Below are 26047 nucleotides of genomic sequence, written 5' to 3' on the forward strand. Positions count from 1 at the left end.
GTGTGTGATTGGGAGGATTGACCCCGGATACAAAAAAGCCGGGAACTGGTCCCGGCTTTGTTTTTTACGCTACTTGCAGCGTCATCAGGCTGGCGTTGCCGCCGGCGGCGGTCGTATTCACGCACAGGGCGCGTTCTGCGAGCAATCGCCACAGGGGGATGCTGTTGTCCTCGTTGGTGCTGATTAAGCCCACCAGGGCGCCGCTACGGGCCGCCAGCGTGCTGTGCAAGCTCTTGGCCATCATCGATTCCACCAGTGCGATCTGGAATTCGCAGCTTTCCAGGCCGGTGACGGTCTGGATGCGGTCTTTCACCGCCGCCGGCAAGTCGGCTGGCAACAATGCGGCGCTGGTGGCGTTCAGCAGTGCGATGTTGCCGGTGGCCAGGGTGGCGGCGATCTGGTTCAGCAGGCCTTCCAGGGTACCGGCCACGCAGGCGACGGCGCCACGGGCCACCAGCGCCAGCGTGTTGCGTTCGCCGGTCGGGCCTGGCAGCGTGGTCTGCGTCCCCAGCAGCGTCGAGCGGCTGTATTGCTCGGCCAGGCTGGCCGCGCGTTGCTGCCCGTTCTGCTTGGCCCAGACTATCAGCGCATCCAGGGCTGGCGTGGCCTGGCGTTCGTGCACCGGCTGGGTGATGGCGCCGCGTTGCAGGCGTTTCAGGTACAGCGGACCGCCGGCTTTGGGACCGGTGCCGGATTTGCCTTCGCCGCCAAACGGTTGTACGCCCACCACCGCGCCGACGATGTTGCGATTGATGTAGATGTTGCCGACGTGGGCGCTTTGCGCCACGTAGTCGATGGTTTCATCGATGCGCGAATGGACGCCCAAGGTCAGGCCGAAGCCGCTGGCGTTGATTTGTTCGATCACTTTCGGCAGCTCGGCGCGCTGGTAGCGGATGACGTGCATCACCGGGCCGAACACTTCCTGCGTCAGTTCGGCCAGCGAGCGGATTTCCAGCACGGTCGGCGGCACGAAGGTGCCGGCCTTGGCGACCTCCGCCGGCAGCTCCAGCGAGTAGTGGTCGACCGCCGTCGCTTTCATCTTGTTGATGTGGGCCAGCAGGTTTTGCTGCGCTTCGGCATCGATCACCGGGCCGATATCGGTCACCAGGCGGTCCGGCGAGCCGACTTTCAGCTCTTGCATTGCGCCTTTCAGCATTTTGATGGTCTTGTCGGCGATATCTTCCTGCAGGAACAGCACGCGCAGCGCCGAGCAGCGCTGGCCGGCGCTGTCGAAAGCCGACGAAATCGCATCCTGCACCACTTGCTCAGGCAGCGCCGACGAATCGACGATCATGGCGTTCTGGCCGCCGGTTTCGGCGATCAGCGGGATGTCGGCGTTTTCGGCCGCGGCGCGCTTGGCCAGCGTGCGGTTGATCAGCTGCGCCACTTCGGTCGAGCCGGTGAAGATCACGCCTTTGACGCGGCTGTCGGCGGTCAGTGCCGCGCCCACCACTTCGCCGCGACCCGGCAGGAATTGCAGCGCGGCGCGCGGGATGCCGGCTTCATGCAGCAGTTCAACCGCGCGGTGCGCGATCAGCGGCGTTTGCTCAGCCGGCTTGGCCAGCACCACGTTGCCGGCGGCCAGACTGGCGGCCACCTGGCCGGTGAAGATCGCCAGCGGGAAGTTCCACGGGCTGATGCAGGTTACCGGACCCAGCGCCAGCGTGTTGGCGTTGCCGCGTACTTCGCCGGCGTAGTAGCGCAGGAAGTCGACCGCTTCGCGCAGTTCGGCGATCGCGTTCGGCAGCGATTTACCGGCCTCGCGGATGGCCAGCGTCATCAGTTCCATCGCGTTGGCTTCGAACAGGTCGGCGGCGCGCAGCAGTGCGGCGGCGCGCACCGTCGGTTCGGCGGTTTGCCAGTCCATGGCGTAGCTGCTGGCGCTGGCCAGCGCGGTTTCGACGTCGATGGCGCTGGCTTCCACCAGTTGGCCGACCACGTCGCTGCGCTGCGCCGGATTGGTGATGTCCTGCACCGGTTGGCCGGCGCTCAGTTCGCCCGCCAGCAGCGGCGCGGCGTGCCAGTTACGCGGCGAGGCCAGCGCTTCAGCGATGTCGCGCAGGGTGTTTTCGTTGGCCAGGTCGAAGCCGGCCGAGTTTTTACGCTCGGCGCCAAACATGTCCAGCGGCAGTGCGATGCCGGGATGCGGCAGACCGCCCTGCTCGCGCGCGGCCGCCACCGGGTCGCGCAGCAGCGAGTCGATCGGGATCGCTTCGTCGACGATCTGGTTGACGAACGACGAGTTGGCGCCGTTTTCCAGCAGACGGCGCACCAGGTAGGCCAGCAGCGTTTCGTGGGTGCCGACCGGCGCGTAGATGCGGCACGGCTTGTCCAGGTTGTCCTCGCCGACCACCTGGTCGTACAGCGACTCACCCATGCCGTGCAGGCACTGGAATTCGTAGTCGGTGATGCCGTCGCGCTTGGCCCAGGTGTAGATGGTGGACAGCGTTTGCGCGTTGTGGGTGGCAAATTGCGGATAAATCAGCCCTTGCGCGGCCAGCAGTTTCTGCGCGCACAGCAGGTAGGAGACGTCGGTGTAGACCTTGCGGGTGTAGACCGGGTAGCCGCTCATGCCGTCCACTTGGGCACGCTTGATTTCGGCATCCCAATACGCGCCCTTGACCAGACGCACCATGAATTTGCGGCCGCTGCGCTTGGACAGGTCGACCAGGTAGTCGATCACGAACGGGCAGCGTTTCTGGTAAGCCTGCACCACAAAGCCGATGCCTTCGAAACCGGCCAGCGCCTCGTCGTGCGCCAGCGCTTCCATCAGGTCCAGCGACAGTTCCAGGCGATCGGCCTCTTCCGCATCGATGTTGAGGCCGATGTTGTAGTGCTTTGCCAGCAGCACCAGCGCACGTACGCGCGGCAGCAGCTCATCCATCACGCGGGCGCGCTGGGCACGGCTGTAGCGCGGGTGCAGCGCCGACAATTTGACCGAAATGCCGGGACCGTTGCGGATGCCGCGGCCGTTCGACGCTTTGCCGATCGCGTGGATGGCGTTTTCGTACGAGGCGTAGTAATTGCTGGCGTCGGCTTCCGTCAGCGCGGCCTCGCCCAGCATGTCGTAGGAATAACGGTAGCCGCGCGCCTCGTTGCTTTGGCCGTTCTTGAGGGCTTCCTCGATGGTCTGGCCGGTGACGAACTGGTTGCCCAGCATGCGCATCGCCAGGTCCACGCCCTTGCGGATCAGCGGTTTACCGCCTTTGGCGATCAGCTTGGTCAGCGCCGAGCCGAGGCCGGTTTCGCTGTTGGTGCCGACCAGCTTGCCGGTGATCAGCAGACCCCAGGTGGCGGCGTTGACGAACAGCGACGGCGATTCACCCAGGTGTTTGCGCCAGTCGCCTTTGCTGATTTTGTCGGCAATCAGGCGGTCGGCGGTGGCAGTGTCGGGAATACGCAACAGTGCTTCAGCCAGACACATCAGTGCCACACCCTCGTCCGAGGACAGCGAAAACTCGTGCATCAGCGCATCCACACCGGACGCGCGGGTGCGCTGCACGCGCACCTGGCTGACCAGTTTATGGGCCAATTGCTGAGCTTGCTGGAGGCTGGCGGCATCGTGGTTTTTCAGCTGCTCGAGCAGCCACTGAACGGCACTGATTTCATCCTTGCGATAGGCTGCCGTCACTGCGGCGCGCAGGGGAATCGGGTCGCGCAGGATTTCTGCCTGCAGGGCGGCGAACGGGGTGAAACCGGAAGAATTTACTGCTTGCATGAAGAACTCTCAGAATAGGAATTTTGGCCAGTTCAGTTACAAAAACACGCCCGGTCAGCGAGGCTGGCGAGCGTGATTTTCGGTGAACTGCTAATGATTCGATTGTAGAGGGTATTCTTCTGGATTAATTCTGGTAATGCAGGGGGCTAGCAATAGATTGTTTTTAGTGAGACAATTTAACCAAATAATATTTATTTGGGAGTTCCCGGAAATGTTAGACAAGATCAGCAAAAAAATCTTGATGGAATTGCAGAGCGATGGCCGTATCTCCAATGTGGAGTTGGCCGCGCGGGTAAATCTGTCACCCGCCGCTTGCCTGGAGCGCGTGCGCAAGTTGCACGAGTCCGGGTATATCATGGGCTACACCGCCCAACTGAACCCGCAGCTGCTCGATGTGTCCCTGCTGGTCTTCATCGAGGTGGTGCTGGACCGCACCACGCCTGAAGTGTTTGACGCCTTCAAGCACAGCGTTCAGGTGATCCCGGAAGTGCTGGAGTGCCACATGGTCGCCGGTGGCTTCGACTATCTGGTCAAAGCCCGCGTCAAGGACATGGCAGCCTACCGCGAATTCCTGGGTAAAACCCTGCTCCAGAAAGGTGTGCGCGAAACCCACACTTACGCTGTCATGGAAGAAGTTAAGAATACCACCAAGTTGCCCATAAAATAGCATCACAGAAATAAATTAGTGGAGCCGCCCGAGGCGCCTGTTGTGAGAAACGGGGAGACAGATGAAGCTTTTGCAGCATAAGTTGGTGCAACGTGGATTGTGGATTTTGGGAGCAACAGCAGGCGCTACATGCCTCGCTTACTTGTTTGACCTGATGGGTGCGCCACAAATAGTGGCGGCGGCGGTAGCTGGTTTCAGCGCTGCGGCGCTGACCTGGTGGGCCGCGCGGCAAGGCGGCGACGAAGGCGGCGTGCGGCATTTTGCCCACACTGTGGGAGAAGAAATCGACGCCATCATGATCGGCGCGGCGGAAACCTCGTATTTCGTCGACTCGGTCAAAAAGAAAATCGAGCTGGATGTCGGCACCGCCGGCACCATCGTCCACAGTTCCAGCCAGAACGCGGAAACCACCGAGCGCATCGCCGCCAATGCCGAGCGCGCCGCCAAGATCGCGGCCCAGGTGCGCGGCGAAACCATGGCAGGCCGCAGCGAGGCCGACAGCGGCCTGCAACGCATCCGCACCGCGCGCGAAGACGCGCAGACCGCCGCCGCCGTGATGACGGCGCTGCAAACCAATTCCCGCAAAATCTATGGCTTTACCGAGGCCATCAGCGAAATTTCAGCGCGCACCAACCTGCTGGCGCTGAATGCCGCCATCGAAGCCGCGCGCGCCGGTGAACAGGGGCGCGGTTTTGCCGTGGTCGCCAGCGAAGTGCGTCAGCTGGCGCTGCGCACCAAGGAAGCCACCGACGAGATCAGCACCATGGTGCGCGAGATTAACCAGCAAGCCGAAACCGCCGCCAGCGGCATGAACTCGCTGGCGGTCAAGGTCAGCGAAGCCGCCGGCAATGTGGAAACGGTTCACGGCCTATTGGGCAATATCGAGCGCTCGTCGGGCGTATCGGAAGATGAGATCGGCCAGATCGCGCGCGCCTCGCGCGAGCATGTCGCCACCACCGAGGAGATCGCGCACGCGATCGCCAGCATTCGCGATAGCCTGTTGTCCACTGAGAAGGAATTGCCGCGCGCGGCCGCCTCGGCCATGGCGCTGGCGGAACGGGCGGAAATCATCACCGGCGCGCTGGGCGCATCGGATATCGTCACCTCGCACGATGACATTCGCGAGGCGGCGCAGCGGGCGGCGGCGGAAGTCGGCCGCCTCTTCGAGCGTGCGCTGGCCAGCGGTCAGATTTCAGCGCAGGCGCTGTGGGATCGCACTTACACGCCGATTCCGAATACCGATCCGCCCAAGCACAAGACCAAGTTTGACGATTTCACCGACCGCGTGCTGCCGTCGCTGCAGGAAGGCTTGCTGCAGGCGATGCCGCAGCTGGCTTACGCCGGCGCTGTGGATAACAACGGCTATTTCCCCACCCATAACAAGAAATTTTCCCAGCCGCTGACCGGCAACTACGACATCGACATCGTCAATAACCGCACCAAGCGGATTTTCAGCGATCGCACCGGCAAGCGCTGCGGCTCGAACACGCGGCCTTTCCTGCTACAGACGTATAAACGGGATACCGGCGAGGTGATGCACGACTTGTCCGCGCCGATCTATGTGAATGGCAAGCACTGGGGCGGTTTCCGCATCGGCTACCGCTCCAGCCACTAGCACGTCATTCCGGCGTTAGCGCGCCGAGGCAGGCGCCTGGGTTGGCACTGGCGCATTGGGGATGGTGCGCTGTTGGGTCTGGGTATTCATTTTTTCCAGATGGCTGCGCAGCCACTTGTGGGCCGGGCTGCGCGCGTCACGCTCGTGCCACAGCATGTCCAGGTGGACCGCCGGCAGCTGGAACGGCAATTCCTTGTGCGCCAGCGCGTCGGTCATGCCGGTGGCGGCGATCAGGTGGCGTGGCAGCACCGTCACCAGGTCGGAGTTGGCCACCACCCGGCCGGCGGTGAAGAACTGATTCACCGTCAGCAGAATGCGGCGTTCGCGCTGCAGCTGCGCCAGCGCCTCGTCGACCAGGCCGTGGGCGCGGCCGGAGAAGCTCACCAGCAGGTGATTCGCTTCGCAATAGTTATCCAGCGTCAGCTCAACCTTGGCCAGCGGATGGTCGCGCCGCATCACGCACACGTATTTACCCGAATACAAACGTTCGTGGCGGATCGGCGAACCGGTTTCGTACGACAGCTGAGCCGCCACACCAGGGAAGAAGCCAACCGCCAAGTCGATATCGCCGCGCAACAGCATTGGCCGCGGTTCGCGCGTGGTCAGCGGCACCATGCGCACATTGATGCCCGGCGCCTCGCTCTCGATCGAACGCATCAGCGAAGGCAACCACATGGCGGCGGTGGCGTCGGCCATCGCCATCCGGAAAGTGGCGTGGGCGGCCGAGACGTCAAAGGTTTCCGGCGCCACCGCCGCTTCCAGGCTGGCCAGCGCGCTGCGCACCGACGGCCACAAGGATTCGGCGCGCGGGGTCGGCTTGACGCCGTAGGCGGTGCGGATCAGTAATTCATCGCCCAGACTCTCGCGCAGACGCTTGATGGCGTTGGAAACGGCCGGCTGTGTCATGGCCAGGTGGCCGGCGGCGCGGGTCAGATTTTGCTCTGTCATCACGGCGTCGAACACGCGCAGCAGGTTCAGGTCCAGCGTCAAAAAGCTCATGGCGGCTCAGGGGGAGTAAATGGTTGGGAGAAATAACGATAGCACAGTCCATTCACCAAACACATAATTGTTATCGGGAACCGAAATTGGATACTTATGTTGCGCCGCACTATAGTTACACTGATTCTAAAGCTACAGCTACACCTATGTCTATCTATCTTTCTTTAGTACAAGATTTTTCTTTGCTAGCCGCCATCAAGCTGGCGCTGCTGGTCGCGCTGGGTGCTGGTTTGTTAATGTTGTTCAAGCCGCTACTGCTGGGTTGCGCGCGCGCGGCGGTGCTGGTGGTCAAGCCCAAGCAGAGTCGCGAACAGCGCCTGCAGCGCCGCCAACTGGCGACGCATGCCTGATACCGCGTTGCAGCATCACTTTTCGCCAAGCAAAGCCGGCTTCAAGGAACTGTCGACCGGCTTATCACCCAGCCAGATGCGCAACACCGCGTTATAGAACGCCTGGTCCGGCATCAACTCCCCTAATTTCTTCCCATTCAGATAGCACTGGGTACCCTCGTTCGGGGTCCAGTCCAGCGACAGCTGGTCGCCTTTTTTCAGCGCCGGCGTCTGCGCGAACACTTCACCGAACTTCATGATTTGCGGCAGGATCTTGGTGCGCTCTTCCTTGGCGGTGTTGGCGTTCAAGCCGTCCATGAAGGCTTTGCCGAAATCGTCCGAGCTGACCTCGCGCAGCATGGTGATGGCGACGCGGCGCGGACCTGGCACCGCCAGCACGTCTGGCACCGTGGTTTTCTTGTCGCTCAGATAGAGGCCGGCCGCATAGACTTTGAAGATGACCTTGGTGCGCACGCCGGCGCCGTTCAGCTTGAGCTGCTGGCCGGCCAGGGTGATGGTGTCGTCGAATTTGACGCCGGCCACGTCGACCGCGGCAAAGGCGGGCAGCGCCGCCATCAGGGCGGCGGCGGCCAGGGTACGCAGGATGGTTCTACGATTCATGAATGTCTCCGGGGGTGAGGTGATCCGACTATACCACCCGGGAAAGACGCTGCGGCACATTTGGCCGCACGGTCATGCTTTTTTGGCCGCTCAGGTCTTGGCGGCCTGCAGCAGCTCGAACTTGGCGAACAGCTGGTCCTTGGTTTCGCGGTGTTCCGGATGGAAGGGAATGCAGCTGACCGGGCACACTTGCTGGCACTGCGGCTCGTCGAAGTGGCCGACGCACTCGGTGCATTTGTCCGGATTGATTTCGTAAATTTCCGCGCCCATGTAGATCGCGTCGTTCGGGCACTCGGGCTCGCAAACGTCGCAATTGATACAGTCGTCGGTAATCATTAAGGCCATGGCAAAACTCGCTTAGACGGTCCGGGTAGCGGCAATCTTTTTCTGCAGCCACCGGTCGACCGATGGGAACACAAACTTGGACACATCCCCGCCCAGCATGGCGATTTCGCGCACGATGGTGCCGGAGATGAATTGATACTGATCGGACGGCGTCAGGAACATGGTTTCGACGTCCGGCAACAGGTAGCGGTTCATGCCCGCCATCTGGAACTCGTATTCAAAGTCGGACACGGCGCGCAGGCCGCGGACGATGACGCGCGCGTCATGCGCGCGCACAAAATCTTTCAGCAGGCCGGAGAAGCTCTCCACCCGCACATTCGGATAATGGCCCAGCACTTCATTGGCAATTTCCAGCCGTTCATCCAGCGAGAAGAAGGGTTTCTTGTTCTGGCTGTCGGCCACGCCGACCACGAGAGTGTCGAACAGACCCGATGCGCGTCGCACCAGATCTTCGTGACCACGGGTCAACGGATCGAAAGTTCCTGGATAAACAGCTACTACCATTGCGGCTCTCCTGCAGTGCACCAATATAGAACGCGCATTATGCCTGAAAAACGCCGTTGCCTTAAAAATGCCTTAATTTGGGGCGGTTTTAGCGGCAAATACGGCCGTTTAAGCTTTGTATTTTAATAAATGATAGAACACCATGCCGGCTTTGTCAGCCCGGATAATTTCCCATGGCGCCAGCCATTCCGGCGCCTCGCCGTCGGCGAATTCCAGCGCCAGTCCGGACTCGGCATAGACCATGCCGCCCGCTTTCAGCAGCTTGGCGCACAGCGGCAGCGTGCGTTCCAAAAAGCTTTGCTGGTAAGGCGGATCGAGGAAGATCAGGTCGAACTGCTGGCCGCGCGTGACGGCCGATTGCGCGCTGGCGACGGCGTCGCCGCGCATGATCTGCACATTGTCGGCTTTCAGCTTGGTCTTGATTTCTTCCAGCTGGCGGATGACTTGGGTGTTGCTATCGATCAGCGTCACCGATTGCGCGCCACGGCTGGCGGCTTCGAAGCCCAGCGCGCCGCTGCCGGCAAACAGATCCAGCACCTGCAGCTTGGCCCAGTTGGCGTCGCACTGGTGGTTGATCCAGTTAAAGACGGTCTCGCGCACGCGATCCGGCGTCGGCCGCAGGCCCAGCGCGCTCAGTACTGGCAACGGCGTGCGCTTCCATTGGCCGCCGATGATGCGCACCTGGTTGGCGTGCTGCGGACCGTGGACCGGAACTTTGGCGGGTTTGGCTGGCTTGCTGGATGGCTTCTTCGGCATGTGGCGATGACCTAAGTCTTTGATTCAACTGGGCATCATACCACAGAGCCACCTAGCGCTGGTCGGCCGCCAGACTGCGGAAGTCGTCGATCCAGCCCTGCATGCGCTTCTGCGCGTGCGCTTTCTGGGCTGGCGTGGTGAGCTGGATCACGGTCAGCACCAGTTTGGTGTTGGCCTCCTCGTAGCTGTCGAAGAAGGCTTTGCGTTCGGAATTTTCCAGCCGGTTGAAACCGTCCTTGATCAGCCCCTGAATCAGCGTCACGGTCGCCTCTTTGCTCAGCTTTTCGCTTTGTACCTTGCGTGCGGCGGCCAGGATGTTTTTCTGACGGCGCATGCGCTCGTCCAGCCAGATCTCGTTGTTCAGCGGACGGGCGTCGGACGCCTTGCGGATCAGCGCTTCCTGCTCGGAGGTGAAATTGCCGAACCACAGCTCAAATTGCTCCATCGATTTCTTGAAGCGGAAACGCTGCTGCGTCTCGGCATCGCCGCGCATGTTTTTCTTGCGGAACTCAGCGTTATTGGCGGCAAACTTGCGCTCCAGCGCGGCGATCTGATCCGGCTGCAGTGAGCGCGCCAGCTCGGCCAGCTCCGGCGCCGCCTTCAGCAGCAGCGTCTCGGTACGCTTCTTGATTTCGTCGAAGTCGGCTTCCAGATCGGCCTGGCTCGGCCCGGCGGCCAGCTGGCGCTGGGCGGTTTGCAGGATTTGCGCGTAATCCTGCAGCTGGGTCTTGCGGTGCCATTGGAACAGCTTGTCGATATCGTCCTTGACCCAATCCTTTTGATCCGCGTTCAAGTCGATATAACCGTTGATCCACCAGTACAGCAAGGTGTCGCCGTTGTTATAAGCCAGGCGCAGCGAACTGCAGGCCGCCAGCAGGGTCATGAGAACGATCAGGAACAGGCCGTACAGCGTCCGGCGGCCCGTCAGGGGCATGTTAGACTTTTGCATTTACACACTCTCTCGATTTGGCACCTATGAACGTCGTTATCCTCGCCGCTGGCATGGGCAAGCGCATGCAGTCCGCGCTGCCGAAAGTTTTACATCCACTGGCGGGTAAGCCGCTGTTGCAACACGTGCTGGATACTGCGCGCAACCTATCCGCCGGCCGATTATGCGTAATTTACGGCCATGGCGGCGCAGCCGTCCAGGACTTGCTGGCCAAGCAGCCGGAGGCGGTCGCCACCGCCTTCCAGGAACAGCAACTGGGTACCGGCCACGCGGTGCAACAGGCGTTGCCGGCATTGGACGACAACGTCCCCACCCTGATTCTGTACGGCGACGTGCCGCTGACCAGCGCCAGCTCGCTGCAAGCGCTGATCGATGCCGCAGGCAATGACAAGCTGGGCATCCTGACCGTGGTACAGGATGATCCTACCGGACTGGGCCGAATTGTCCGTGAGAATGGCCACATAGTGCGCATCGTCGAGCAAAAAGACGCGAACGAGGCCGAACGTGCGATTAAAGAGATTAACAGCGGCATCATGGTCGCTCCTACCCTCAAGCTGAAGCAATGGCTGGGCGCGATTAAAAACGACAACGCGCAGGGCGAGTACTACCTGACCGACATCGTCGCGCTGGCCGTGGCCGATGGCGTGCCGGTGGTGTCGGCGCAGCCGGCGGCGGTGTGGGAAGTGGCTGGCGTCAACAGCAAGGTGCAGTTGGCCGAGCTGGAACGCATCCACCAGCGCAACATCGCCAACCGCCTGCTGGAACAGGGCGTGACGCTGCTGGACCCGGCCCGCATCGACGTCCGTGGCGAACTGATCTGCGGTCGCGATGTCACCATCGACGTCGGCTGCGTGTTTGAAGGCAAGGTCGAGCTGGGCGACGGCGTGCACATTGCCGCCCACAGCGTGCTGGTCAACGCCCGCATCCTGGCTGGCGCGCAGATCAAGCCGTTCTGCCACATCGAAGAAGCGGTGGTGGGCGAAGCGTCGCTGATCGGTCCGTATGCCCGCCTGCGTCCCGGCACCGTGCTAGCCGAGGATGTGCATGTGGGTAACTTCGTCGAAATCAAAAACGGCCAGGTGGCCGCGCACAGCAAGGCCAACCACCTGGCTTACATCGGCGACGCCACCATCGGCTCGCGCGTCAACGTCGGTGCCGGTGTTATCACCTGCAATTACGATGGCGCCAACAAATTCCGCACCGTGATCGAAGACGACGCCTTCATCGGCAGCGACAGCCAGCTGGTGGCGCCGGTTACCGTCGGCAAGGGCGCGACGATCGGCGCCGGCACCACGCTGACCAAGGATGCGCCGGCCGGCAAGCTGACGGTGTCGCGTCCGCGCCAGGTCACCATCGAAAACTGGACCCGTCCGGTCAAGATCAAAAAATAAGCGGAAACTTTGCGGTTTTCCACAACGGCGCCTGCGGGCGCCGTTTTCATTTGTGGATAAACTTGTGCGTAAAGCCTGAGTAAGGGCAGGAAAACAGGTGGGTAACCATGGCTACTTTTCCAAAGCGAGGTTTACAGTGCTGGCTTTCTTTCTGTTAGCCATCACGCAGCCCGCTTTTTCAGCAAATGTGCATAACTTTGTGGGTAAGCACTTGAGCAAGTGCTGGATAAGCGCCGGATAACCGCCTAATAACTTTTTTCACGGAAATATCGCTGTGTATAAACCTGTGGAAATTGGCTGGAAATCCAGCGGATAAGCATGGGATAAATTGGACGTGCGTCGCTGGAATTGTGATTATGCTAAAATGAGAATAATTCTCATTCCAATATTTGCTGCCTGTGCACTCCACCGCGCCCCGCTCCGATGTCGGCCATTTGTACGCAGAGCACCACAGCTGGCTGCTGGGCTGGTTGCGGCGCAAGGCCAATGGCGCCGACTATGCGGCCGATCTGGCGCAGGAAACCTTCATCCGCTTGCTGAGTCAGCCGGAGCAATGCTGCGCTGAGCTACGCGAGCCGCGCGCCTATCTGGCCACCGTGGCCCATCGTTTGCTGATCAACTACGCCGAGCGGCAGTCGCTGGAGCGCGCCTATCTGGAAGTGCTGGCCCAGCTGCCGCCCTGCCAGACGCCATCGCCGGAACAGCGGCTGCTGATCCTGGAATCGCTGCATGAAATTGACCGCATGCTGGACGGCCTGCCGCCCAAGGCGCGCGAAGCCTTTTTGCTGTCGCAGCTGGAAGGGCTGGGTTACAGCGATATCGGCCTGCGGCTGGGCGTGACCGTGCGCACCGTCAAACGCTATATGGCGGCGGCGTTCATGCAGTGTTTGCTGGCATTGGCATAAACCCTGTCCCCTTTTTGTGATTCGCCGGTCTTACTTGGTATTAATCACAACAAAAGGGAATGGAAGATGCATCACAAGCTGCACATCACCGCACTCGCGCTGGCGCTGAGCGCCGCCTATCCGGCCATGGCCGCCGATGCCAATGAAGACCCGGAAATCGCCAAAGTCGAAGTCAAAGGCCAGAACAACAGCGACGATTCTTACCTGGCGGGCTCCGCCCACACCTCGACCCGGATGGAAATGTCGATCCGCGACACGCCGCAATCGGTCAGCGTGGTGACCCGCGCTATGCTCGACGACCTCGGCCTGACCCGCCTGGACGAAGCGCTGGGCCTGACCACCGGCGTCATGATCGGCCAGCTGGACAGCGAACGCACCAGCTTCTATGCGCGCGGCTTTTCCATCACCAACATCCAGGTCGACGGCATGCCGCAGGGCTCCAACTCGCCGCTGTCCGACACCATCCTCTATGATCGGATTGAAATCGTGCGCGGTGCCACCGGCCTGATGGGCGGCACCGGCGACCCATCGGCCACCGTCAACATGGTGCGCAAGCGACCAGGCAAAACGCTGAAAGGCAGCGCCAGCGTCATCTTCAAGCGCTGGGACGACCGCCGCGCCGAAGCCGATCTGAGCTCGCCGCTGAACAGCGATGGCAGCATCCGTGGCCGCGTCGCCATCGCCCATGAAGACCGCGATTCCTACATGGACATGTACCACGAGCGCAAAACCGTGGGCATGGCCATCGTCGAAGCCGATCTGACGCCACGCACGCTGCTGAGCGCCGGCATCGACTTCCAGCGCAACAAGCCGACCGGCGCCACCTGGGGCGCCGTGCCCTACTGGAACGCCGACGGCACACTGGCCAATCTGCCGCGCAACTTCACCCTGACCACACCGTGGAGCACCTGGTCCAACAAGCAGCAGACCGCCTTCCTCTCGGTCGACCAGCGCTTCGGCGCCGGGTGGAAATTGCACGCCGCCTACGCCCGTACCGACAGCCGCAACAACACCACTGTCGCCAACGGCGGCGCCGGCCATCCAGACCCCGCCACCGGCACCGGCATGCGCTTGTGGACCGGCGTGTGGGGCGAAGGCAAATCGGTGGACGACAATTACGACGTCTACGTCACCGGCCCGTTCAGCTTGCTGGGCCGCCAGCACACGCTGATCGCCGGCTGGAACGGCGGCAAGTCGGTCAGCAGCAGCCAGAACGGCACTGCCACCATTCTGTACTCGTCGACGATACCGGATTACCGCAACTGGACCGGCGATATCCCGATGCCGACCTTCACGCCGGACGGCACCCACTCGGAGACCGAAGTCAAACTGGGCGGCGCCTACGTGGCCGGCCGCTTCAGCATCACCGAACCGCTGACGGTGATCGTCGGCGCGCGCCTGAGCAACTACCGCACCGAAAACTCCGAATACGACGCCAGCGGCAAATTCACCAGCAGCAGCGATTTGCAGGAAACCAAAAACGAAACCACGCCCTATGCCGGCGTGGTCTTCGACCTGAATCACCAGCTGTCGCTGTACGCCAGCTACACCACGCTGTTCTCGCCGCAGACCGCCAAGGACCGTAACAACAACCTGCTGAAACCGGAAACCGGCACCAATAGCGAGGCCGGCATCAAGGGCGAATTCCTGGACAAGAAGCTCAACGCCTCGGCCGCCGTGTTCCGCACCTTGAAGAAAAACCTGGCCCAGCTGGATCGCGGCGTGCCGGCCGGCTTCCTGCTGCCGGATGGCAGCATGGCTTACGTAGCGAATGGCGACGGCATCACCGCGCGCGGAATCGAGTTCGACGTCTCCGGCCAGATCGCGCCCGAGTGGAACGTCAGCGGCGGCTATACCTGGCTGCAGGTGAAGGAAGCCGATGGCTCGCGTGGCGAACCGGCCCAGCCGCGCAATCTGCTGCGTTTGTCGACTTCGTACAACCTGAACAGCGTGGTGCCGGGCCTCAAAGTTGGCGGCAGCATGCAGGCGCAGAGCTCGATCTACAGCATCTCCTGGTACGGCCGTCCGACCGCGCCCGCCAGCGAGGAATCGCGCATCACCCAGAGTGGCTACGCTTTGTTCAATGTGTTTGCCGGCTATGACATCAACCGTAACCTGCGTGCTCAATTGAACATCAGCAACCTGACCGACAAGAAGTACTACCGCAACATTGGCTTCTACGACGGCGTATTCTGGGGCGAACCACGCAATGTTAGCTTGACGCTGACCGCGAAGTTCTAAAAACGCTTGTGGATAAAGTTGTGATTAACCATGCGAATAAACTGAGGAAAAGACTTGTATAAAGCCTTAGTAAGCGCTGTATAAGCCATGTATAAGACTGGGAATAAGCTGTGGCTACCCTGGTGATATCCGTGTATAACTTTGTTCACAGCGCCACGCGCGTTTCGAACTTGCTGCGGAAAGTGGAGAAATATGCCTTCACATTCCGCACATTCGCATGGCTGGCAAACAGGCGGTGCGCCAGCGCGTGATACGCCGGCATATCCGCCACCTGCACCACCAGCACAAAATCCGGCCCCGGCGCCACGCGGTAGCATTGCAGCACCGCCGCCTCGTTGGCGACCAGCGCCTCAAACTCCGTCATGCGCTCGGCGGCCTGGATATCTAAGGAGATTTCCACAAGCGCCGTCAGGCTGGGGCCGACCTTCTCCGGCGCCACGATGGCCACCTGGCGCTGAATCACGCCCGACTCCCTCAGTTGCTTGACGCGCCGCAAACAAGTCGGCGGCGACACATGCACCGCAGCGGCGAGCTCGGCATTGGTTTGAGAAGCATCAATCTGCAGCGCATTCAGAATGCGACGATCTATTTCATCCATGGCTTTATATTGAAATAAAATTTCAAGTGGTCGGTATGGTGAAATTTTATTCCAAATTATCGATCAACTAGAAAGCATATTTCACGATGGCTGCTCTACGATGCATCCATCACTTAAATGAAGAGGTTCCCCATGTGCGGCATTGTCGGCGCGGTAGCGCAACGCAACATCACTCCCATCCTGCTGGAAGGCTTGAAGCGGCTGGAATATCGCGGCTACGACTCCTGCGGCGTCGCCCTGCATGTGGATGGTCAGCTGCAACGCTCGCGCAGCACCTCGCGCGTGGCCGACCTCGAACATCAGATCGAAGAAGCGCATCTGAAAGGCTTTACCGGCATCGCCCACACCCGCTGGGCCACGCACGGCGCGCCGGCCTCGCACAACGCCCACCCGCACTTTTCGCCATCGACCGACAACGCCCGCATCGCCCTGGTTCACAACGGCATCATTGAAAACCACGACGAACTGCGCGTCGAACTGACCGCGCTCGGCTACGTGTTCCAGAGCCAGACCGACACCGAAGTGATCGCCCACCTGGTCGACCACATGTACAACGGCGACCTGTTCGACACCGTGCAGCACGCCGTCAAACGCCTGACCGGCGCCTACGCCATCGCCGTGTTCAGCCGCGAAGAACCGCACCGCGTGGTGGCCGCGCGCCAGGGCTCGCCGCTGATCGTCGGCCTGGGCAACGGCGAAAACTTCGTCGCCTCCGACGCCATGGCGCTGGCCGGCACCACCGACCAGATCATCTACCTGGAAGAAGGCGACGTGGTTGACCTGCAACTGGGGCGCGTCTGGATCGTCGACAGCAACGGCAAACAAGTGCAGCGCGACGTCAAAACCGTGCAGGCGCACACCGGCGCCGCCGAGCTGGGCCCATACCGCCACTACATGCAGAAAGAAATCTTCGAACAGCCGCGCGTGATCGGCGACACGCTGGAAGGCGTCACCGGAATCATGCCCGAGCTGTTTGGCGACGGCGCCTACAACGTCTTCAAACAGATCGACCGCGTGCTGATTCTGGCCTGCGGCACCAGCTACTACTCCGGCCTGACCGCCAAGTACTGGATCGAATCGGTGGCCAAGATCCCGGTCAACGTCGAAATCGCCTCCGAATACCGCTACCGCGACAGCGTGCCGCACCCGAACACGCTGGTGGTTACCATCTCGCAGAGCGGCGAAACCGCCGACACCCTGGCCGGGCTGAAGCACGCGCGCAGCCTCGGCATGGAACACACGCTGACCATCTGCAACGTCGCCACCAGCGCCATGGTGCGCGAATGCAAACTGGCCTACATCACCCGCGCCGGCGTGGAAGTCGGCGTAGCCTCGACCAAAGCCTTCACCACCCAGCTGGCCGCGCTGTTCCTGCTGACGCTGTCGCTGGCACAGGTCAACGGCCGTCTGACCGACGCCGAAGAAGCCAATCACCTGAAAGCCATGCGCCATTTGCCGGTGGCGATTTCGGCCGTGCTGGCGCTGGAACCGCAGATCATCGCCTGGGCCGAAGACTTCGCGCGCAAGGAAAACGCACTGTTCCTCGGCCGCGGCATGCACTACCCGATCGCGCTGGAAGGCGCGCTGAAGCTGAAAGAGATTTCCTACATCCACGCCGAAGCCTATCCAGCGGGCGAACTGAAGCACGGCCCGCTGGCGTTGGTAACCGAAGAGATGCCGGTGGTGACGGTGGCGCCGAACGACACGCTGATCGAAAAGCTGAAATCCAATATGCAGGAAGTGCGCGCGCGCGGTGGCCAGCTGTACGTGTTTGCCGACGTCGACTCGCGCATCACCTCGGGCGAAGGCGTGCACGTGATCCGTCTGCCGGAACACTACGGCCTGCTGTCACCGATCCTGCACGTGGTCTCGCTGCAGCTGCTGGCCTACCACTCGGCCGTCGCGCGCGGCACCGACGTCGATAAGCCGCGCAATCTGGCCAAGTCGGTGACAGTGGAATAAATAAATCAGGCGATTTGCTTGATATTCCATGCAATTAAAGTCGTAAATTGCTCATTAGAGTCGTAAATTGCTCATTAAAGTCGTAAATTGCTGATTCTGATGATTTGAGAGAAAAAGTCTGTCTTAACAGAAAAAGTCTGTCACAAATCGTGATGATTGAGAAGTCTCGTAAAGGGACCCAAAGGGGGCGCTGGCGGCTTATAGGACGATTTAGTCTGATGACAGTTCTTCAGGCGCCTGACTGCTTTAGGTGTATCATTGGTTGGAATTAGGGGAGCTTGAGATCGTCGGACAATAGCGAGGGCAATATGGAAAATGAACGAGGTGTCGAAGGACAGAATCAATGTCCGACTATTGAACAAGATCCATCTGGCTCTTCGGATTCTGCGCCAACTGTGCATGTTATACAGGCTTGTCGCTCGGCGGAGGAACTTGAGGCGGAATTCCTCCGAGACATTGCTCGATTTGGATATTGTGAGAACATCACGGAATACGACATTTCTTGACGTTCGCGATCGGCAGTGAGCCCCCTGTTCGTTTGCTCGCGGAATTGCCCCATTCCAATTGACCCGCCTTCCACTGCCTGGCAAACGCTGCCACGCGGTCGTATGACTTTTCATATCCGAGTTCTTTCAGTTCCAGATGGAGCTGCTCCAAATTGCGCCGCTGCTTACGAGGCTTTGTAGTCTCGGCCTCTAGCCAGCCTGATAGCTGTACCGAGTATTTATCCAAGCCGCTAGACGATCGCCGCTCCGCATAGAAGGGCTCAGTTGTTTCCGATCGCAGATAGCGTCAAACGGTGTTGCGCGAGATGCCGAGTCGTCGGGCAATCTCTCGTATGAGGATCTGGTCACGAAGGTGCCAGCGTCGAATTATTCCTAGCAATGCCACGTCGATCACTCCGATCTCCTGCCGAAAGGACATGGGGAATTGTGCTACCAACGTGGGTCAGATTCCGTTGCAAATTCGTGGGCAAGGTGGGTCACCCATTAGCCGTCCACTGTCACACCATGATAGTTTGTCCCTGTGGTCGCTCTCCATGGGGGCGGCAACAGGTAACTTCGCAGACGGAGTCGTCGGATATCCGAGACCAGGTCCCCTGCGAGAGATAGCCAGACGCCTGCGCATCTCTAGAAACACTGTCCGACGCTATCTGCGCGCAGAAATCACCGAGCCGGCCTACGCCGTGCGGCACTCACGCAGCGCGATCGACAAATATGCGTTCCAACTTTCAGCCATGCTCAAGACCGAGGCAGCTCGCTCCAGGAAGCAGCGACGCACCTTAAAGCAGATCCACGAGGACCCAAAGGAATTGGGTTTTGAGGGGTCTTACGACCGGGTTGCGGCTTTCGCGAGGGTATGGAGGGAGGGGCAAACTGAGCGGGTCAATCCGTCAAGCAAACGAACACATCACCGTCAGCAAGCAGATTTGCCTCGACTGGTTCAGGATGTTCGTTTGCATTTAGACTTGACCCGGTGGGTCAGGTTTCAGTGCAACTTAACACGTGACGGACTTTACGCTGCAAAAAGCAGAAATAAAAGTGCAAAAGAATCAGAGAGTTAGGTCTGAATGCTTTGACGGACTTTATTCTCTTGAATCAGCGGGTGTTGACTGGAGCAAATAAAGTTGGTCGGGCTCGATTAGGTCGAAAGCGCAGATGTCTGCAGTCCTCTACACAAAATATTTCCGGAGTGAAATAGAGCTCTAGGATAGAGCATTAGTCGGACGCTAGATTTGTTCGACGCTGCTCGAAACTTGTGATAATTAGTGATTTTTTCTTTGTTGCAATCTGTTACTCTTAGAGCACCGTCTAGCTATTCGCATTTTGAGATTAATGTTGAGAGAAAACAGCATCCTTCCCCAAAAAAAAGTAAGCAGAGCAGCAGGGATACCTAGTGTTGCCAGTATCTCGTCTTGTAGAAAAGGACAAGAGCGTTGCTTGAAGATGCATCCAAAGCACTAGCAAAGGAGTTGGGTTTCAGCAATGAAGGGTGCAATTTTATTCTGCCGGTAGCTCAATTCCTTTGTTTGAGAACCGAGTGTCCTAGCCGCGCATTAGGCTTCTACTTTCAGTCCATGCGGTGGGAGGGCAAGCTAGTTGCACCAAAATTCAGAAATTCGCTGGAGTTTTGCAGGCCAACATGCAAACAATGGCGACATTTGATAAATCTTCCCACTTCTCTTCTCAACCGTACCCACTAAACTCATGCTATGGCTTTGAATTGTTTAGATAAATCCAATGAGTGGGATGCCCCATTCTTCAAGGTGTTGGCCAACAATGATACAGGAGCCGCGCCGGGCCACCAAGGCGGCGTTGTTATTCCTGAGGCGCTTCGGCAGTATTTCCCGCAACTTAAAGGGATGATTACACCCAGCCATCCGACAATAGACCAGCGGATGAATGCTGATCTTTTTGCAGAAAATGAATTTCTGGCGTCGGTTCTTACTCGCTATCAGTATCAGACTTGGGGAGGGGCTCGTAGCCCGGAGTCGCGCCTCACAGACCAACTGGGACCCTTGCGAAATCTCGCAAAGGGAGGCGATGTATTGATCATGCAGCGACACACTGATGACCCCTCGCGTGTGAAATTGACTCTCGTGAGAAAGTCGTCACAGTTCTACCTGTTACTTGCCGAGTTGATCGGAACTCGGCGGTGGGGGATACTTCGGCTCTCGAAGCCCCTCAGTGTAGAAAGCATCAGTAGCGAAGTTGCGCAATCGGTAGCGGATGAGGAAGTGCCCTCAGCCAAGGAGCTTGTCGCGAATGGCGTGCCTTACTGGGCTGCCATTGCATTTGTTGCGCGCTGTGCGAGGCGTTTCTTAGAGTGTTATGAAAATGATTCAGCAGAGCCAAGCGCTCAGCGGGCAACTGTTTCACAAGCAGTCGCGTTGGCAGAACTTAGAGCTGGGCTAGGTGGTGACCCTAGCGTAATGGATGCAATAGAGTTAGACGGACAGTATTTTGATATTTATGATATTTCCGCTATTGCGACCGCTTTAGGGGCCAACGAAAATGCGGCGGACAACACTTATGCCGATTTACACGAGGACCCTAATATTGAACGTCCTATTGCTCGTATTTTCACGGCCATTTGCTTAGCTCATTTAGCATTCCGTTGCGCGTTTGCTAATGAGCTTGAAGGGGAGCCTTACTCTGAACCTATTAGCTTCGCCGAGGGTATGCGCCTAGCAATTGAATGGTCGCTTTGGGGGGAACGTGAGGTTAATGACTCACTGGTTCGCGACTTTATGCAATTAAAGGAGCAAATTACCCGTCATATGATTGGAGACCAAAGCTCGTTTCCTCGAACTTTGTTTGGAAAACTTTGGCCTAACGGGCGACCAGCAGAATGGCCACCCATTGAGCTTTCCTTCCGGCCGCGGGCTCGCATTATTCGTACTATTGGCGATCGGCTGGTTAGCGGTCCTGAGGCGGCAGTCATAGAGCTTGTCAAGAATAGCTACGATGCTGACGCAAGCTTTGTACGAATTACCTTTTTCCCTGACCTAATTCCAAACCAAGGCGCTATTCTATTTGAGGATGATGGTCACGGGATGACGTTAGAGGACATTGAGCAGAAGTGGATGGAGCCTGCGACAAGTGATAAACGTGATCGAAAGCATACTGCTCGTGGGCGCCGTCTCTTAGGCTCTAAAGGCATAGGCCGTTTCGCTGCATCAAGGCTTGGTCGATTTTTGGAGTTAGTTTCCACCGCTAAGGTAATTGCAGGCGATACAGATTCTACGCAGCTAGCTTTATCTCCTAAACTTACTTCAACGCGGATACCTGAACTCGACTGGGATGCTTTCGAAGAAGCCAAATATCTTGATAGTGTTAGGTTTCCTGTGGAATCACTCGTGCCAAAGGAAGGAACCGGAACTCAGCTACGAATATCGTCATTACGAGATGAGTGGCCCGCACAAAGGGTTATTAAGTTGCACGACGAGCTACGAAAGCTTGTTTCGCCAGTAGCTCCTGTTGGGGCAAATGACTTTAGAATTTTTCTGGATCTGTCACAGTGCACCCTTGAAAATTCATCGTTCGACGGAGCAGCATTGCTTCGCACGGACAAAGGTACAAATCCGCCACTTAATGCCGCCAACGATCCTTACGAAGTAAAACCATATCCACTTCTCGATGCATGTGACTATGCCATAGACGGTGTTTTTGATGAGGGCGGATGTTTTGAGGGGGCGATTACGATATTACGGGGTGGGCTAGAGCCTGAGAAAGTCCGTTTAGTAGTACCTCTTCGAAGAGAGGACGGCGAAGAGCCTTGCGGTGTTGTACTTGTTCGTTTGCATGTATTCGACAGAGAGTCCTCTGCTATCCGAAGTACTGCAGCGAAAGCAGGGTTTGGCGAAATCGGGATTCGCGAAGCACGAAAGCTGCTGGACAATATTGCTGGTGTGGCGATCTATCGCGAAGGTTTTCGGATTCGCCCTTATGGAGATGGAGAAAATGATTGGTTGACGCTTGATGCGAAGCGAGTGCAAAACCCTACTATTAAAATTGGACGAAATCAAATAGCAGGAATTATTTCTCTAGACGACGAGAAAGAATCTCAACTAATTGAGCGCAGTAGCCGGGAAGGTTTAGAGGAAAACGGAAGTTTTCGTCGCTTGAGAACATTGGTTTCAGCTCTCCTGGCGGAAATTGTTGAACCAAAGCGACGGCAGTTTCGCATTAGTGCTGGCTTGGACGCCCGCCCAGAAAGTAGCTTTCGTGATATTTACGATCGCGTCCAAATGGGATGGTCCAAACTCCTAGTTGCGAAAATTCCGGAAGCTGATCGTGCGGCTGCTGAAGAATTGATTGCAAAGGAGTCCGATAGGCTCACTCAATATGTTAAGCGGCTCGAAGATCGTCAGGCACAGTTAGAGGCGCGGGTAACCCTTGGCCTAATCATTGGTGAGGTTATGCACCAAGGAAATACTCCATTATCGTTTCTAGAAAATGAGACGGCACGGCTTAGAAGGTGGTGGCCGACTTTACTCGACTCATCCACCAAATCTCATGAAAGACTCGCAGAAGTGCCGAGAATTCTAAATGGGATGGATGCAAGTGGTGAAAAGCTAAGGGTATTATTTAACGCTTTGAATCCCTTGTCAGGCGCCCGCCGAGGTGCTCCTAAGAAATATGATATACGGGATGTGATAGAAAAAACGCTATATCTCTTCAAAAGTAAAGTTGAGAAGGTAGGAATCCGAATCGTATTCGAAACTGATAATTTTGAGGATCTAGTAATTGGATATCATGATGATTTGTCAACCGCTATAACCAATCTTGTTGACAACGCGGTTTATTGGCTTGAATACCATAATATTCCTGATCCAACATTAAAAATTTCAGCTGAAATCTCCGAAGAGCGTTGCAATATAGTTGTTTCCGATAATGGCGCTGGCATTCCGGTAGAATTCGCAGATCAACTCTTTGACATCGGATTCACCCTAAAACCGAATGGAACTGGCTTAGGCCTAAGTATTGCGAAAGAAGCTATATTTCGCAGTAACGGAGAACTAGAACTACTCGCTACAAGTCAAGGTACTGCCTTTAAAATATCGTTGCCGTTGGCAAAAAAAAGTGATAGCTGATCATGGAGAGTGTATGAAAGAATGTTTGATTTTAATAGTTGAGGATGATCCCGAAGCTATTGATTCGTGGCGAAGAGACATAACAGAGTTTAATGATGAACAACCGGCGGATACTCTTCAATATGAAGCTATTTATGCTACCACTCGCCAAGAAGCACTAAAAGTTCTTAACCGAACTAGAATCAATTGCGCGGTCGTAGACCTTCGACTTCCCCCAGCACCTGGTGGTGATAACTCGACAGCGATTCCGCTTGGTAATGATATTTTAGAAAAAGTCCTAATCGAAACTGGCGTGCCCGCTGTCGTCTATAGTGCCCATGCAGCTGAGGCCAGCGAAGCAGTCAAAGCCTCCAATATCCAAATTCGTTCAAAAAAAGGCAATGGTGGGATCGAGATCCTGAAGTATCTGACTGGCCATGAAGGTCTTATGATAGCGATGGAAATCACTCGTAAGAAAATAGCCGTTGAAAGCGCCAAAATATTTAATGATTCTATATGGAAGAGATGGGAGACAACATGGAATTCCATGGGCGATCGGGCCATGTTGGGAGGCATGATAACGCGTCAGATTGCATCACATGTTGCTGATCGGTTAAGCCTACCACCGTCAAATCACCACCCAGACGAATTCTATATTATCCCTCCACTATTTTCTGAACGCCTAGATACTGGGGATTTGATTACTCAAGATGGACACGTGTATGTAGTTGTGACGCCGCGCTGCAATATGGCAAATGAGCCTCAGCCAAAACATCTTATGCTGGCATTATGCCATCCAATGACAGGGGAATGGGCAGAACTGAAAGAAGGATTTAATGCAGGTATCGACAGCAAACGAGGAAAGAGCGCGGCAGTAAAGTTACGTAATTTTGCAATTCAAAATCATTCTACAAGTACTCACTTTATTCCGCCGTGCGGTGAAAAAGGGCCTTGGCTTGTAGATTTTAAAGAAACTAAAGGAGTTTTGTCTGAAACCGCTCCTGAGTTGCTTAAAGATAGATTTGCATCTATTTCTACGCACTTTGTTCCTAATTTGGTTCAACGCTATGCATCCTATTTAGGGCGAATAGGCCAGCCGGATTTGGACTGGAATATTTTGCGCGAACATATTTGCAAATAATTTCCTCAAAAGGAACTGCTATTAATGTATGGCAGTTCCTGTGGAGTATTTTTTTTTAGGAATTAGCTAACGGCAACTTCGTAATTAGCCCGTCTAGAAAATCTGGTTGAGCTTTAGTACGTAGGTGTAAGCCGGGCACATTCCCTTGAATTCCGGAAAATTACATTTATTCACATTGCCATGCAACCATTCTTTTGCATAGGAGTTCTGTTTCGAAAAATGATTTAAATGAGATCACATTGCTCTGGGATTTATATACCGTCGTGTCTGACTTCTTGAGCGATTCTGGCACCACGAGAACAATTCCTTGCCGCTCCATATCCTTGATTGCATTTTCAGCAATTCCTTCATCAACCGTAGCAAGGAAGAGGTCACAGTTTCTTATTTCTCCTTGAACTTGCTTCCACCTCTCCCGCAGCGTTGTTTTTGCACTAAGTACAAGGGCACCAGTTCTGTCGCGCAGTGGGTCCATGTATGCGGTAAACGATGGTAAAACAAAATCTGGTCGCTTCTTCGCGTCTGCTATAACTTGAACTTCATGTGGGATACCGCCGTCTGTAAGCAGGCGTTCAATGTGTAATTCAAACGAAGCGCCCGCTCGGGATTTACGAGTTTGGGCCGCAGAAAGGAGAATTCCATCAATTTGGTAGAATTCGGTGACGATATTCATCAGTACTTGATTGATGCTAACTGCTTCTGGATCTGTTCCAAGAAGGAGTTTGACTAACTCCATCGATCGACGGCGTATTTCAAATGATTTGAAAATTTCGTATTCAAGCCCTCTGCTAATGTCGAGCACCGCGTCACCTGGAGCAGTCATCTTGAAAGGATTGAAATCGAAATTTCCATGAAGCGATTGGTATTCCTCTTGAGCGAGGCGTGCCATTTCCCGCGGCTTAGGTATAGAAAAGTGAGACTCCGCAAAGGCACTGATTTGACCGGCATGAAATGCAGAAAGGGCCTGTCCTATAAACTCAAACAGTTTTTCTTGCTGTGATAGCATTACGCGTTGAGGTTCGAAAATTCCAGAACAAAACTTTGGAGGGAGATCGAACAGATCCTCAAGGTATCGATATGCAGAGGATGATGAGTCTACAGTAGTGGCGGTGTATTCGGCATCGGCCGCGCGCCCCGTCTTCGCAATCAGAAGAAAAGACGCAGGATTTAGCCCTGTGAATGCTTCATGAGGAACTCTTGTTAGGTGAGTTTCTTCGCCTTTGCTGCGCCAGTTAACGAGTCTGGCTTCTTTTACAGTCGGGTAGCTGAGTGCCGGCCAGTGGATCTTAAAAAAAGCCTCGAAGATTGGCTTTTTACCCGGTTTAACTGGAGTGGAGGTCAGTGGCGGAAAAAATCCGCTGTCTCTTTCAGACTTGAAAATGTAAACACCATCCTGATGCTTGTCTGGATCTTCTGTCCATTGCCAATCGTTAAGAGCAAGTTTCTTGAGAAAAATGCTATCTGCACGCTTCGTCAATCTTATGACGAGCTCTGCAGCGTCATCAATGACATCATCTTGAAATAGGTTACCAGTAGTCACACATCACTTTCTATAGAATCTGCGCTGCGGGGCGCATAAATTTCTACTGCAGTTCTGACGATACAGGCTACTAAGCAATATTTCAACCACAAATGTGTGTTAACTAGGCAACTATTAGTCGAGGCGTTTTCGGAGATGGAATAGGCGCCTGAAATATATATGTCCTAGTCCGGGCTCGCTTACGCAAGCCGGAT

At 56.8% G+C, this 26047-nt stretch carries 18 protein-coding genes and 1 pseudogene; 10 read left to right on the forward strand and 9 right to left on the reverse strand.

Annotation, left to right across the window (positions count from 1 at the left end; genetic code table 11):
* Positions 1–64: 64 nt before the first annotated feature.
* Entirely contained in the window at positions 65–3718 is a 3654-nt protein-coding gene (putA, locus tag GJ699_RS09225; RefSeq protein WP_154375356.1) for a trifunctional transcriptional regulator/proline dehydrogenase/L-glutamate gamma-semialdehyde dehydrogenase, read from the reverse strand.
* Positions 3719–3929: 211 nt separating this feature from the next.
* On the opposite strand from putA, the gene GJ699_RS09230 reads away from it, so the two are divergent.
* Together GJ699_RS09230 and GJ699_RS09235 are read left to right on the forward strand one after the other, a co-directional pair.
* Positions 3930–4385, forward strand: coding sequence for an Lrp/AsnC ligand binding domain-containing protein (locus GJ699_RS09230; protein WP_008443393.1), 456 nt, complete (start codon positions 3930–3932; stop codon positions 4383–4385).
* Positions 4386–4446: 61 nt separating this feature from the next.
* Entirely contained in the window at positions 4447–6000 is a 1554-nt protein-coding gene (locus tag GJ699_RS09235) for a methyl-accepting chemotaxis protein (RefSeq protein WP_154375358.1), read from the forward strand.
* A 15-nt stretch (positions 6001–6015) separates the two neighbouring features.
* Here GJ699_RS09235 and GJ699_RS09240 read toward each other — a convergent pair whose 3' ends face one another.
* Complete coding sequence (locus GJ699_RS09240) at positions 6016–6999, reverse strand: LysR family transcriptional regulator (protein ID WP_154375360.1); 984 nt, start codon at positions 6997–6999, stop codon at positions 6016–6018.
* Positions 7000–7181: 182 nt separating this feature from the next.
* Here GJ699_RS09240 and GJ699_RS09245 point away from each other — a divergent pair, with 182 nt between their 5' ends.
* Complete coding sequence (locus tag GJ699_RS09245; protein ID WP_154375362.1) at positions 7182–7349, forward strand: hypothetical protein; 168 nt, start codon at positions 7182–7184, stop codon at positions 7347–7349.
* Positions 7350–7364: 15 nt separating this feature from the next.
* On the opposite strand, the gene GJ699_RS09250 is transcribed toward GJ699_RS09245, so the two are convergent.
* The 5 genes from GJ699_RS09250 to GJ699_RS09270 all read right to left on the reverse strand — a co-directional run bounded on the left by GJ699_RS09250 (position 7365) and on the right by GJ699_RS09270 (position 10503).
* Positions 7365–7949: a chalcone isomerase family protein gene (locus GJ699_RS09250; protein WP_154375364.1), complete on the reverse strand. Its 585-nt coding sequence runs from the start codon at positions 7947–7949 to the stop codon at positions 7365–7367.
* 90 nt (positions 7950–8039) lie between these two features.
* Positions 8040–8294 (reverse strand): YfhL family 4Fe-4S dicluster ferredoxin, encoded by a 255-nt coding sequence (locus tag GJ699_RS09255; RefSeq protein WP_154375366.1) that lies wholly within the window; start codon positions 8292–8294, stop codon positions 8040–8042.
* A gap of 12 nt (positions 8295–8306) precedes the next feature.
* Positions 8307–8798, reverse strand: coding sequence for a pantetheine-phosphate adenylyltransferase (gene coaD, locus GJ699_RS09260; protein ID WP_154375368.1), 492 nt, complete (start codon positions 8796–8798; stop codon positions 8307–8309).
* 108 nt (positions 8799–8906) lie between these two features.
* Positions 8907–9554 (reverse strand): 16S rRNA (guanine(966)-N(2))-methyltransferase RsmD, encoded by a 648-nt coding sequence (rsmD, locus tag GJ699_RS09265; protein WP_154375370.1) that lies wholly within the window; start codon positions 9552–9554, stop codon positions 8907–8909.
* A 52-nt stretch (positions 9555–9606) separates the two neighbouring features.
* Complete coding sequence (locus GJ699_RS09270) at positions 9607–10503, reverse strand: DUF6279 family lipoprotein (protein ID WP_229262032.1); 897 nt, start codon at positions 10501–10503, stop codon at positions 9607–9609.
* Between the two features lie 26 nt (positions 10504–10529).
* Here GJ699_RS09270 and glmU point away from each other — a divergent pair, with 26 nt between their 5' ends.
* The 3 genes from glmU (at position 10530) to GJ699_RS09285 (ending at position 15040) form a co-directional block, all read left to right on the forward strand.
* A complete protein-coding gene (gene glmU, locus GJ699_RS09275; RefSeq protein ID WP_154375372.1) occupies positions 10530–11894 on the forward strand; it encodes a bifunctional UDP-N-acetylglucosamine diphosphorylase/glucosamine-1-phosphate N-acetyltransferase GlmU in 1365 nt (454 codons plus the stop codon).
* A gap of 392 nt (positions 11895–12286) precedes the next feature.
* Positions 12287–12799 carry a sigma-70 family RNA polymerase sigma factor gene (locus GJ699_RS09280; RefSeq protein ID WP_154375902.1) on the forward strand — a complete coding sequence of 171 codons (513 nt, stop codon included), beginning with the start codon at positions 12287–12289 and terminating at the stop codon, positions 12797–12799.
* Between the two features lie 66 nt (positions 12800–12865).
* Entirely contained in the window at positions 12866–15040 is a 2175-nt protein-coding gene (locus tag GJ699_RS09285) for a TonB-dependent siderophore receptor (protein WP_154375374.1), read from the forward strand.
* 145 nt (positions 15041–15185) lie between these two features.
* On the opposite strand, the gene GJ699_RS09290 is transcribed toward GJ699_RS09285, so the two are convergent.
* Positions 15186–15638, reverse strand: a complete 453-nt coding sequence (locus GJ699_RS09290) for an Lrp/AsnC family transcriptional regulator (protein WP_154375376.1) — start codon at positions 15636–15638, stop codon at positions 15186–15188.
* A gap of 132 nt (positions 15639–15770) precedes the next feature.
* Here GJ699_RS09290 and glmS point away from each other — a divergent pair, with 132 nt between their 5' ends.
* The 4 genes and pseudogenes from glmS to GJ699_RS09305 all read left to right on the forward strand — a co-directional run bounded on the left by glmS (position 15771) and on the right by GJ699_RS09305 (position 24316).
* On the forward strand, positions 15771–17600 hold the full coding sequence (gene glmS, locus GJ699_RS09295) for a glutamine--fructose-6-phosphate transaminase (isomerizing) (RefSeq protein WP_154375378.1): 1830 nt from the start codon (positions 15771–15773) through the stop codon (positions 17598–17600).
* 1039 nt (positions 17601–18639) lie between these two features.
* Positions 18640–18969, forward strand: a pseudogene (locus GJ699_RS34500) (hypothetical protein); the annotation flags it as partial.
* Positions 18970–19812: 843 nt separating this feature from the next.
* Positions 19813–23196: an ATP-binding protein gene (locus tag GJ699_RS09300; protein ID WP_154375380.1), complete on the forward strand. Its 3384-nt coding sequence runs from the start codon at positions 19813–19815 to the stop codon at positions 23194–23196.
* A gap of 13 nt (positions 23197–23209) precedes the next feature.
* The gene (locus GJ699_RS09305) at positions 23210–24316 is read left to right on the forward strand and encodes a response regulator (protein WP_154375382.1); all 1107 of its coding nucleotides are present in this window, start codon (positions 23210–23212) and stop codon (positions 24314–24316) included.
* A 166-nt stretch (positions 24317–24482) separates the two neighbouring features.
* Here GJ699_RS09305 and GJ699_RS35300 read toward each other — a convergent pair whose 3' ends face one another.
* Complete coding sequence (locus GJ699_RS35300; protein WP_371867510.1) at positions 24483–25853, reverse strand: type II restriction endonuclease; 1371 nt, start codon at positions 25851–25853, stop codon at positions 24483–24485.
* Between the last annotated feature and the right edge of the window lie 194 nt (positions 25854–26047).

This window comes from Duganella guangzhouensis (assembly GCF_009674535.1).
GTDB lineage: Bacteria > Pseudomonadota > Gammaproteobacteria > Burkholderiales > Burkholderiaceae_D > Rugamonas > Rugamonas guangzhouensis.

What these genes read in the sequence shown, in the direction of transcription:
- GJ699_RS09270 (WP_229262032.1), bottom strand. Translation starts at nt 10,503, where the DNA reads ATGCAAAAGTCTAACATGCCCCTGACGGGCCGCCGGACGCTGTACGGC.
- GJ699_RS09240 (WP_154375360.1), bottom strand. Translation starts at nt 6,999, where the DNA reads ATGAGCTTTTTGACGCTGGACCTGAACCTGCTGCGCGTGTTCGACGCC.
- GJ699_RS09300 (WP_154375380.1), top strand. Translation starts at nt 19,813, where the DNA reads ATGGCTTTGAATTGTTTAGATAAATCCAATGAGTGGGATGCCCCATTC.
- putA (WP_154375356.1), bottom strand. Translation starts at nt 3,718, where the DNA reads ATGCAAGCAGTAAATTCTTCCGGTTTCACCCCGTTCGCCGCCCTGCAG.
- rsmD (WP_154375370.1), bottom strand. Translation starts at nt 9,554, where the DNA reads ATGCCGAAGAAGCCATCCAGCAAGCCAGCCAAACCCGCCAAAGTTCCG.
- GJ699_RS09285 (WP_154375374.1), top strand. Translation starts at nt 12,866, where the DNA reads ATGCATCACAAGCTGCACATCACCGCACTCGCGCTGGCGCTGAGCGCC.
- GJ699_RS09250 (WP_154375364.1), bottom strand. Translation starts at nt 7,949, where the DNA reads ATGAATCGTAGAACCATCCTGCGTACCCTGGCCGCCGCCGCCCTGATG.
- GJ699_RS09290 (WP_154375376.1), bottom strand. Translation starts at nt 15,638, where the DNA reads ATGGATGAAATAGATCGTCGCATTCTGAATGCGCTGCAGATTGATGCT.
- GJ699_RS09255 (WP_154375366.1), bottom strand. Translation starts at nt 8,294, where the DNA reads ATGGCCTTAATGATTACCGACGACTGTATCAATTGCGACGTTTGCGAG.
- GJ699_RS09305 (WP_154375382.1), top strand. Translation starts at nt 23,210, where the DNA reads ATGAAAGAATGTTTGATTTTAATAGTTGAGGATGATCCCGAAGCTATT.
- GJ699_RS09235 (WP_154375358.1), top strand. Translation starts at nt 4,447, where the DNA reads ATGAAGCTTTTGCAGCATAAGTTGGTGCAACGTGGATTGTGGATTTTG.
- coaD (WP_154375368.1), bottom strand. Translation starts at nt 8,798, where the DNA reads ATGGTAGTAGCTGTTTATCCAGGAACTTTCGATCCGTTGACCCGTGGT.
- glmU (WP_154375372.1), top strand. Translation starts at nt 10,530, where the DNA reads ATGAACGTCGTTATCCTCGCCGCTGGCATGGGCAAGCGCATGCAGTCC.
- glmS (WP_154375378.1), top strand. Translation starts at nt 15,771, where the DNA reads ATGTGCGGCATTGTCGGCGCGGTAGCGCAACGCAACATCACTCCCATC.
- GJ699_RS09230 (WP_008443393.1), top strand. Translation starts at nt 3,930, where the DNA reads ATGTTAGACAAGATCAGCAAAAAAATCTTGATGGAATTGCAGAGCGAT.